This window comes from Enterobacter sp. EC_50, from assembly GCF_019584525.1.
GTDB classification, from domain to species: Bacteria; Pseudomonadota; Gammaproteobacteria; order Enterobacterales; family Enterobacteriaceae; genus Enterobacter; species Enterobacter roggenkampii.
In genome coordinates, this window is sequence record NZ_VDAF01000010.1 from 154492 (window position 1) to 164587 (window position 10096).

The window sequence follows — 10096 nt, forward strand, 5'->3', positions numbered from 1 at the left end:
GTGTATACCTTAAATGTAACGTTACTGATTACAAAATTTTACAGGAGCGAAACATGCAGCAGAAAGGTTACGTCGCAGATTCCGCAGCAGCAATCGCACAGTACTTCGAAAAAGCCGCGCTTCCGACCCAACAGGAAACGCTGGGCCAGGTGGTTGTTGAAATTCTCAGCGACGGGCGAAACCTTAATCGCAAATCGCTTTGTACAAAATTGCTCAGCCGCCTCGAAAAGGCCGATGGGCCGGAAGAGGAAGAGCATTACCACATGCTGCTTGGTCTGCTCTTCGAACGGTAAGGATATGAATCGCAGTAACGCAGACCGATTGATAGACCAGCTTATCGGTGAAGCCGTTCTCTCTCTTCTGAAAGAGCGGGGGCCGGTGACAACAGAAGGCTTGCTACAGCGTCTGCGGGTCATGAAAGAACATGAAAAGGATCCCCAGCGGCGGGAGACACTTGCGATGGTGATTGCCGAGATCGGCTCAAACAGCATCGCCTTTACACGTCGCAGAACCGCGCAAGGACGATCAAAAAGAGAGGGATCTCTCAACGATAACCGAGACAATGTAGTGCCGTTATTTGGAAGTGGAAAACCGTCCGATCCCAAAAAAATACATTGACTGCAATTTAACAGCTACGGTGAGAACAAATGAGACAAAATATTCAGCTTCAACCCGAATATCACTCTGCTTTTTTAGACAGTGCGCTGGCGGAGTATTTCCGCCATGCAGGCGATCGTTTTGCTGAAGAGTCCGCTATTTTTTCTACTGCAGTACGCTGTGTTCTGGCCTCCGAAGGTCATCTTTCCAATAAAGCGATCATCCTCTGGCTCATTCAGACGCTGGAATCCACCAACGACGTGGTTCAGGCGGATGTGATTCGTAAGACGCTGGAAATCGTGGTGGGTTACACCATGGACGATCTCTGAGTTCCTGCTCGCCGCGCCCCCTAACGTGTCATCGTCAAAACTGACGATCGGCCTGACGATGACACGCGCCCTCCCCCATAACACCCTGTAATACACGCAAAGCCAACCTGGCACGCTTCCTGCTTATCTCCGCATACGGGACTGGTTTTCCAGTCAACTTTGCTTCATTTCTTAACAGGTCTGTTATTGATGAAAAAGATCGCCAGCGTCTGCCCGTACTGCGGTGCAGGCTGTAAATTGAACCTTGTCGTTGAAAATAACCGTATCATCCGTGCCGAAGCGGCAGAGGGGGTCACAAACCAGGGCACCTTATGTCTGAAAGGGTTTTACGGCTGGGACTTCCTCAACGACACCCGTCTTCTCACCCCCCGCCTTACCCAGCCCATGATCCGCTACCGCAAAGGCGAAGCCTTCACCCCCGTTACCTGGGAAGAGGCGATCCGCTACACCGCCCACAGGCTCAGCAGCATTAAAGCGCAGCACGGGCCGCGGTCGATCATGACCACCGGCTCCTCTCGCGGCACCGGCAATGAAACCAACTACGTGATGCAAAAGTTTGCCCGCGCGGTGCTGAACACCAACAACGTGGACTGCTGCGCGCGCGTCTGTCATGGCCCGTCCGTGGCGGGTTTACAGGAAACGCTCGGCAACGGCGCGATGAGCAACGCCATTAACGATATTGAAAACTCAAAATGCCTGCTGGTGTTTGGCTATAACTGCGCGGACTCCCATCCTATCGTTGCCCGCCGCGTGCTGAAAGCGCGTGAAAACGGCGCAAAAATTATCGTCTGCGATCCGCGCCGTATTGAAACGGCGCGTATTGCCGACCAACATCTTCAGCTGAAAAACGGCAGCAACATGGCGCTGGTGAACGCCTTTGGCTATGTGCTGCTGGAAGAGGAGCTGTACGACAAAAGCTACGTGGCGCGCTTTACGGAAGGGCTTGAGGCCTACCGGCAAACGGTAAAAGACTATGCGCCTGAGAAGGTCGAACATCTTACCGGCATCCCCGCCCGTGATGTCCGCCAGGCGATGCGCACCTTTGCGGCGGCTCCTTCCGCTACCGTGATGTGGGGAATGGGCGTGACCCAGTTTGGTCAGGCCGTTGATGTGGTCAAAGGGCTGTCCAGCCTGGCGCTGCTGACCGGGAATCTCGGTCGCCCCGCCGTCGGCGTCGGGCCGGTGCGCGGTCAGAACAACGTCCAGGGTGCCTGCGATATGGGCGTCCTGCCGAATATGTTCCCCGGCTATCAGGATGTGACCGACCCGGCGGTCCGGCAGAAGTTCGCCGATGCCTGGGGAATTGATGTCAATAAAATGGACGATCGCGTCGGGACGCGCATTACCGAAGTGCCGCATCTTGCGCTGGAAGGCAAGGTCAAAGCCTATTACATCATGGGAGAAGATCCGCTCCAGACGGAAGCCGATCTCGGCCTGGTGCGCAGCGGTTTTGAAGCGCTCGAGTTTGTCGTGGTTCAGGACATCTTTATGACCAAAACGGCAGAGGTGGCGGACGTTCTGCTTCCGGCTACCTCATGGGGTGAACACGGCGGCGTCTTTACCTGTGCCGATCGCGGCTTCCAGCGTTTTGGCAAAGCCATTGAAGCCAGCGGCAACGTGAAGCGCGACTGGGAGATCATCAGCCTGCTCGCCACCGAGATGGGCTACCCGATGCATTATGACTCCAACCAGCAAATCTGGGACGAGATGCGCGAGCTGTGCCCGCTCTTCTACGGCGTGACGTATGAAAAAATGGGCGAGATGGGTCACGTTCAATGGCCGTGCCCGACGCTGGATCATCCCGGTACGCCGTACCTGTACAAAGATAATCAGTTCGATACCCCAACCGGTAAAGGGCAGCTCTTTGCCGCACCGTGGCGCGCGCCAGCGGAAACCCCGGATGCGGATTTCCCGCTGGTGCTCTGTACGGTCCGCGAGGTGGGCCACTACTCCTGCCGCTCCATGACCGGGAACTGCGCCGCGCTGCAAAGCCTGGCCGACGAGCCGGGCCGGGTGCAAATGAACCCTGCCGATGCGGACAAGCTGGGCATTACCGACGGACAGCTGGTCTGGGTGCGCTCCCGCCGGGGGAAAGTAATTTCCCGCGCCAGCATCAGCGAGCGCATCAACGCCGGGGCCGTTTATATGACCTATCAGTGGTGGATTGGTGCCTGCAACGAGCTAACCCAGGATAACCTCGATCCCATCTCCAAAACCCCGGAAACGAAGTACTGCGCGGTGCAGCTGGAGGCGATTGAGGACCAGCGCTGGGCAGAGGACTATGCCGCATCGGCGTATCAGTCCATGAAGTCGCGGCTGATAAGTGCGGCGAACGTCTGAGGAAAATGCCGGGTGCCGTAACCGCCACCCGGCAATCGCGTACGGAATCATGCAATAACAAGCAACTCGCTTACCCGTCCCAAAGAGAAGCGCTATAATTAGCCAGGTTTTTTTTAAGGCTGTCGGCAACCATGTCCCTTCCAGAAAAGTCTCAACGGGGTTCTCCCCACGCGCAAGCGCTTATTTCACACCTGTTACCTGATTGCACAACGCGACATACCGCCCGCGGCGAGCGGCTGGACCTGCAGGTCAATGGTCAGGGCATGTGCTATTTAATTCTTGAAGGAACCATCGCCGTCTACAGAAGAAGCGATAACATGATGCTATCTACGGCCCGTAGCCCTGCTGTTTTCGGCCTCGCTAACCTCACTGATATCTATTTTAGTGATTATCTTAAGACCGTCAGCCCGTGCCTGATCGGGACGATCACCACAGAAAGGGTGAATGCCATTATTAAAGAGAAGGCGCTTTGGGGACTGCTCTCTCAACAGCTCATGTATGTGTATAGCCGTCTCTATAACAACGTGATGCCGCAGGGCGCGCCGACGGCGTATGAGATGATTCGCCAGCAGTTAATAAAGCTGACGGAGGAAGAGGAAGATTATCGGCTCAGCGTGACGGCGGAAAAGTATATCAGGGATAAAACCCACCTCTCCCGCAGCGGCGTGATGCGCATTCTGGCGGATTTGAAAACCGGCGGATTTATCGAAATGGAAGAAGGCAGGCTTATCAAAATCAACAAGCTCCCCGCTAAATACTGAATCTCAGACACAAAAAAGGCCGCAGTTGCGGCCTTTTCAACATTACTCTCTCAATGGACGTGAACGCCCAACCGCCAGGCAAAGTAGATCTCTTCTTTCAGCTCATTCGAAGAGAGCGCCAGCAAATCTGTAAATTCCAGCTCAAGCTGTTTCAGCTTTTTCAGGTACTGCGCCGGGGACAGATTGCTCTTATCGCGACGTAAATATTCAATTGCCAGCTGTGTTGGGGTTATTTCAGTATCCATGATGTCCTCGCTTATGTACAAAACCTGACCAGTATATCACAACCCACTGGCTAGTTTTTGACCAAAGGCAAAACATCTGAAAACTTTACACAACCGCTGTCGTCAACCTTGAAGAGCAGCACAGGCGATCCTGCTCGTCGAGAATGTCAATCTGCCATACCTGGTGGCGACTACCGGCGTGCAGCGCGCGGCACACGCCGCGCACGCGCCCGCTGCGTACCGAGCGGATATGATTAGCATTCACCTCGAGTCCGACCACCTTCTGCTCCCCTTCGGTACAGAGATATCCCGCCACCGAGCCCAGGGTTTCGGCCAGCACGACGGACGCCCCGCCGTGCAATAAACCAAACGGCTGATGGGTGCGATGATCGACAGGCATGGTGGCCTCAATGTCATCGTCGCCAATGTGGGTGAACTGGATATCCAGCAGCCCCACCATATTCCCCTCGCCCATGGCGTTCAGCGCCTGCAGCGTCACGGCACGTTTCCAGATCATCCAATTATCTCCAGTAAAGCCTGCAATGGGTGGCGTACGCCGTTACCCTCTACCCGTTTCACCTGGCTGCGGCAGGAGTATCCCGTCGCCAGACAGCGGTTTCGCGGCAAGCGCTGCATCGCCTGATGCCAGGACAGCTCATAAATGCCGAGCGAGTTGGCGTGGTTTTTCACTTCGTGTCCGTACGTGCCGGCCATGCCGCAGCAGCCCACGCTAACGCTCTCCAGCTTCGCGCCGAAGCGGGCAAAGACGGACGCCCACTGCGCGGGGGCACCAGGCAGCGCGGTGACTTCCGTGCAGTGTCCGAACAGATACCACGGCTCACCGCTGACGTCCTGAACCGCTTTGTCTTCCAGGGCCGTCGGCAGCCACTCGTGCACCAGCATGACGTGGAAATCACCGCGCTTATCGCCCAGCGTCTGCCTGTATTCATCGCGGTAGCACAGCACCAGCGCCGGGTCGACGCCGACCATCGGTATCCCGAGTTGCGCCACGCGGTTTAAGAAGTCAGATGTTTTCTGCGCGGTCTTCGCAAAGCGCGTCAGGAAGCCTTTAATGTGCTGCGCCTTGCCGTTGGGCGAGAACGGCAGCACAACCGGCTGATAGCCCAGCTTTTCCGACAGGCGGATGAAGTCCGCAACCACCTGGGCATCGTAGTAGCTGGTAAACGGATCCTGCACCACCAGCACCACCTTCGCTTTTTGCTCAGGCGTGAGCGCCTCCAGCTGCTCCAGGGTCATGTTTGCCGAACGATGCCCGACGAGCTGGCGCTGCAGAGACGGCACCGACAGCAGCGGCAGATCGACCATGCCGATATGCTTTTCGGAAAGCTTGCGCACCAGCGGCTGATTGATAAAGAAGTTGAAGGTCTTCGGCGCGCGCGCCATCAGCGGCGCATAGCTCTCTACCGTCGCCACCAGATGGTCGCGCACCGGACGCAGATAGCGCGTGTGGTAAAGCTGCAGGAAGCGCGAGCGGAATTCCGGGACGTCGATTTTAATCGGGCACTGGGTCGAGCAGGCTTTACAGGCCAGACAGCCGGACATCGCCTCTTTCACCTCATGGGAGAAATCATACTCGCCCTTGTTGGCATGCCAGCTGTTGCGGGTGCGCTCAATCAGCGAGCGCAGGCTGGCCCGTTTTTCCGGCAGCTCCTGCTCCAGCCTGAGGGGATCGACGCCACGGTCCGCCAGCAGACGCAGCCACTCGCGCACCAGCGTCGCCCTCCCTTTCGGCGAATGAATGCGGTTGCTGGTGATTTTCATCGACGGGCACATCGGGCTTTTCACGTCAAAGTTAAAACACAGGCCGTTGCCGTTGCACTCCATCGCGCCGCGCCAGGAGGAGCGCACCGCAATCGGGATCTGTCTGTCGTAGGTGCCGCGCTTGACGGCATCCACCTGCAGCATGGGGGCGTCCACGCCTTCTGGCGGGCAGATTTTACCCGGGTTGAGGCGGTTATGCGGGTCGAAAGCCGCTTTCACCTTGCGCAGCTCCGCATAGAGCTGTTCGCCGAAGAACGCCGGGCTGTATTCTGCGCGGAACCCTTTCCCGTGCTCGCCCCACAGCAGACCGCCGTATTTGGCGGTTAAGGCCACCACGTCGTCGGAGATCTGCTTCATCAGGATCTCCTGCTGCGGGTCGCACATATCCAGCGCCGGACGCACGTGCAGCACCCCGGCATCGACGTGGCCAAACATGCCGTAGCTCAGGCCGTGGCTGTCCAGCAGGGCGCGAAACTCGACGATATAATCCGCCAGATGCTCAGGCGGCACGCAGGTATCTTCGGCAAAAGGAATGGGCTTCGCGGCCCCTTTCGCATTGCCGAGCAGACCCACGGCTTTTTTACGCATCGCATAGATACGCTCAATCCCGGCCAGATCGTTACAGAGTTGCCAGCCGATCACGCCGCCTTCGCCCTGCGAAATCAGCTCATCCAGTCGCTGGCAGAGCGTGGTGACCTGGCTCTCAATCAGCGCCGCATCGTCGCCGGCAAATTCCACGATATTGAGGCCGAGCATCTCTTTATCCGGCACGTCGGTAATGAGATCGCTGACGGAGTGCCAGACAATATCTTCCCGGGCCAGGTTAAGCACTTTGGAGTCAACCGTTTCCACCGACAGCGCTTTCGCTTCCACCATAAACGGCGCATTGCGCAGCGCGGAATCGAAGGAGTCATATTTGACGTTCACCAGACGACGCACCTTCGGCAGGCGGGTGATATCCAGCCGCGCCTCGGTGATAAACGCCAGCGTCCCTTCAGAGCCGGTGAGCACGCGGGTTAAATCAAACTGGGTCAGGTCGTCGTTAAAGACGTGACGCAGGTCGTACCCGGTCAGGAAGCGGTTCAGTTTGGGGAATTTGTCGAGAATAAGCTGGCGGTTGTCGCGGCAGCGCTCCAGCACGGTACGGTAGATGCGTCCGCTGGCGGTGTTATCTTTACCCAGCGTTTCCGCCAGTTCGACCGGCATCGGCTGCGTATCGAGAATATCGCCGCCCAGCAGAACGGCACGCACGCCCAGCACGTGATCGGAGGTTTTGCCGTAGACCAGCGAGCCCTGACCGGAAGCATCCGTGTTGATCATCCCGCCGAGGGTCGCGCGGTTACTGGTGGAAAGCTCCGGGGCAAAAAAGTAACCGTAAGGCTTGAGGTACTGGTTAAGCTGATCTTTGATAACGCCCGCTTCGACCCGCACCCACCCCTCTTCCGGGTTGATCTCAATGATGCGGTTCATATAGCGCGACATATCAACAATGATGCCCTGGTTCAGCGCCTGACCGTTGGTCCCGGTGCCGCCGCCGCGCGGCGTAAAGACCAGCGAGGCAAAGCGCTCCTGCGTGGCGAGTCGGGCAATCAGCGCCACGTCGGCCGTAGAACGAGGGAAAACGACGGCATCGGGAAGAAGCTGGTAAATACTGTTATCGGTTGCCATCGTCAGCCTGTCGGCATAGTTCGTGGCGGTATCACCTGTAAAACCCTGTTGCTCCAGTGCCTGCAAAAAATTAAGCACCAGCTGAACGACGCCGGGTGCCTGGGAAATCTGTGGGATCATGACTGTCGACCCTAATTAGAGTAATGTGAAATCGTTTGCGTTGTGTCCGGAAAGTTTTATCACATTTTTTTCTTATGTGCTTCGTAGAATTACGGGCAAAATCCGCCTGTCAAAAACCGCTGAGATCATTAATGATTAAAGAGATGCGGTTTTCCGTTCCCGCCAGCCGCGCTGGCGTTCTTTTAAGGAAAGTTTCATTTATGGTCAATCTTCGCCAGCCCAGGGATGTTGCGCAAATTTTGCTGTCGGTGCTGTTCCTGGCCCTCATGATCATTGCGTGTCTGTGGATTGTTCAACCCTTTATTCTTGGCTTCGCCTGGGCCGCGACCGTTGTCGTTGCCACGTGGCCTCTGCTGCTGCGCTTGCAGAAGCTGCTGTTCGGCCGCCGCGGGTTAGCGGTGCTGGTCATGACGCTGCTGCTGTTCCTGCTGTTTATTATTCCCATTGCGCTGCTGGTAAACAGTCTCGTCGACTCCAGCGGCCCGGTGATCCGCGCCGTGACCAGCGGCGATCTCACGCTGCCGGATCTCGCATGGCTGAACAGCATTCCGGTCGTGGGCGCCAAGCTCTACAGCGGCTGGCACAGCCTGCTGGAGATGGGCGGCAGCGCGCTGATGGCAAAAGTGCGCCCGTATATTGGCACCACCACCACCTGGTTTGTGGGTCAGGCGGCGCATATTGGCCGCTTTATGATGCACTGTACCCTGATGCTGCTCTTCAGCGCCCTGCTTTACTGGCGCGGTGAGCAGGTGGCTTTGGGCGTTCGTCACTTTGCCACCCGCCTGGCGGGCAAACGCGGTGACGCTGCGGTACTGCTGGCGGCGCAGGCCGTACGCGCGGTGGCGCTGGGCGTGGTGGTCACCGCGCTGGTGCAGGCGGTGCTGGGCGGTATTGGTCTGGCGATTTCCGGCGTACCGTATGCCACGATATTCACCGTTGTCATGCTGATGACCTGTCTTGCACAACTGGGGCCGCTGCTGGTGCTGGTGCCCTGCATTATCTGGCTCTACTGGACGGGAGATACCACATGGGGAACGGTGCTGCTGGTCTGGAGCTGCGTGGTCGGCACCATGGATAACGTCATTCGCCCGATTCTCATCCGTATGGGCGCCGACCTGCCGCTGATCCTGATCCTCTCCGGGGTGATTGGCGGCTTGATTGCCTTCGGCATGATTGGCCTGTTTATCGGCCCGGTGCTGCTCGCCGTTACCTGGCGCCTGTTCTCCGCCTGGGTGCATGAAATTCCGCCGCCGGGAACGGATCCGGACGTGATTTTGAGCGAGCTGGAAGAGCTGGAAGAGAAGAACACGCATTAAGTTTTTGCCGGGTGGCGCTAACGCTTACCCGGCCTACATTCCCCCACCCAATACTTTAACGCTGCTAAAGTATTTATTCGTTGCACACTGGTCAGACCCGCAATTTCTGCACTCAATCTGCTCATAACCTCAAGAAATCTTTATATCTCTTTAACTATTGAGACGAATCCGATCGACGCTAAAAGCGGACATGCCTACTATTAGCACACGGTTATAAATCAACACCTTGATTTATAAGCATGGAAATCCCCTGAGTGAAACAACGAATTGCTGTGTGTAGTCTTTGCCCATCTCCCACGATGGGCTTTTTTTTGCTTATAAATCAATGCTCACCCGTGTACTGCTGAGTGCATATCGTAAGACAGTTGTATGAATGTCGTATGAACATAAAATGCTGAGACGCGCTAACTCATTGATAGTTAGGCTTGTATGAAGTGTTTCAGAAGGTTGTAGGAAGTACGTAAAAACCCCAATGATGGGGGTTCTGATTGTCATTCTAGGCCTGGCTTCTTCCTTCGGTTCCTGCCTAACCAGCTTTTACTAGATGGCATCTTCTCAGGCTGATGGAAGGTGAATGTAGACAGTTCACCAGAGGTGATCTTAGCTGCTGTCTCTGCTCTGACTTTCTCCTTCTGAGCTTCATGCTGCTTGAACTTGTGAATCAGTTCCTGTGCCTTTGCATGTTCATCAATAGCCCTCTGTGCTAGTTCTTCATCAGTCCAAGGCTTATTAGGCTTAAAGACAGGATTATATTTATTTTCATCACCACCGAAAATATTATATAGCTGCATATGCCTTTCATACTGCTGTTCATTAAAATTCATTTTATTCCCCTTATCTAATAGGTAATGACTCCAACTTATTGATAGTGTTTTATGTTCAGATAATGCCCGATGACTTTGTCATGCAACTCCACCGATTTTGAGAACGACAGCGACTTCCGTCCCAGCCGTGCCAGG

Annotated in this window: 11 protein-coding genes and 1 other RNA gene; 7 read left to right on the forward strand and 5 right to left on the reverse strand. The window is 56.0% G+C overall.

Annotated features, from left to right (window positions below; genetic code table 11):
* Window positions 1–53: 53 nt before the first annotated feature.
* The 5 genes from ycgZ to FHC48_RS10690 all read left to right on the forward strand — a co-directional run bounded on the left by ycgZ (window position 54) and on the right by FHC48_RS10690 (window position 4027).
* Window positions 54–293: a regulatory protein YcgZ gene (gene ycgZ, locus FHC48_RS10670; protein ID WP_008500634.1), complete on the forward strand. Its 240-nt coding sequence runs from the start codon at window positions 54–56 to the stop codon at window positions 291–293.
* 4 nt (window positions 294–297) lie between these two features.
* Window positions 298–618, forward strand: coding sequence for a hypothetical protein (locus FHC48_RS10675; RefSeq protein ID WP_045372917.1), 321 nt, complete (start codon window positions 298–300; stop codon window positions 616–618).
* 29 nt (window positions 619–647) lie between these two features.
* Window positions 648–926 carry a biofilm/acid-resistance regulator YmgB/AriR gene (locus tag FHC48_RS10680; protein WP_008500635.1) on the forward strand — a complete coding sequence of 93 codons (279 nt, stop codon included), beginning with the start codon at window positions 648–650 and terminating at the stop codon, window positions 924–926.
* 189 nt (window positions 927–1115) lie between these two features.
* Entirely contained in the window at window positions 1116–3266 is a 2151-nt protein-coding gene (fdhF, locus tag FHC48_RS10685) for a formate dehydrogenase subunit alpha (RefSeq protein WP_059364980.1), read from the forward strand.
* A 131-nt stretch (window positions 3267–3397) separates the two neighbouring features.
* Entirely contained in the window at window positions 3398–4027 is a 630-nt protein-coding gene (locus FHC48_RS10690; protein ID WP_059364982.1) for a helix-turn-helix domain-containing protein, read from the forward strand.
* 50 nt (window positions 4028–4077) lie between these two features.
* Here FHC48_RS10690 and FHC48_RS10695 read toward each other — a convergent pair whose 3' ends face one another.
* From FHC48_RS10695 to FHC48_RS10705, 3 genes are all read right to left on the reverse strand, one after another.
* Window positions 4078–4272, reverse strand: a complete 195-nt coding sequence (locus tag FHC48_RS10695; RefSeq protein WP_003857766.1) for a YdiH family protein — start codon at window positions 4270–4272, stop codon at window positions 4078–4080.
* Window positions 4273–4357: 85 nt separating this feature from the next.
* On the reverse strand, window positions 4358–4768 hold the full coding sequence (gene menI, locus FHC48_RS10700; protein WP_039023835.1) for a 1,4-dihydroxy-2-naphthoyl-CoA hydrolase: 411 nt from the start codon (window positions 4766–4768) through the stop codon (window positions 4358–4360).
* Window positions 4765–7821: an FAD-binding and (Fe-S)-binding domain-containing protein gene (locus tag FHC48_RS10705; RefSeq protein WP_039266175.1), complete on the reverse strand. Its 3057-nt coding sequence runs from the start codon at window positions 7819–7821 to the stop codon at window positions 4765–4767. The genes menI and FHC48_RS10705 overlap by 4 nt, the downstream gene beginning before the upstream one ends.
* Window positions 7822–8021: 200 nt before the next feature.
* On the opposite strand from FHC48_RS10705, the gene ydiK reads away from it, so the two are divergent.
* Window positions 8022–9137, forward strand: a complete 1116-nt coding sequence (gene ydiK / locus FHC48_RS10710) for an AI-2E family transporter YdiK (protein WP_021241100.1) — start codon at window positions 8022–8024, stop codon at window positions 9135–9137.
* A 207-nt stretch (window positions 9138–9344) separates the two neighbouring features.
* Window positions 9345–9452: antisense sRNA RprA (gene rprA / locus FHC48_RS10715), an RNA gene on the forward strand.
* 176 nt (window positions 9453–9628) lie between these two features.
* Here the strand turns inward: rprA and FHC48_RS10720 are convergent.
* The gene (locus FHC48_RS10720; RefSeq protein WP_059364984.1) at window positions 9629–9961 is read right to left on the reverse strand and encodes a hypothetical protein; all 333 of its coding nucleotides are present in this window, start codon (window positions 9959–9961) and stop codon (window positions 9629–9631) included.
* Window positions 9962–9996: 35 nt separating this feature from the next.
* Window positions 9997–10096, reverse strand: a 100-nt coding sequence (locus FHC48_RS10725) for an IS1 family transposase (RefSeq protein WP_000641146.1), incomplete at its 5' end; no start/stop codon positions are given.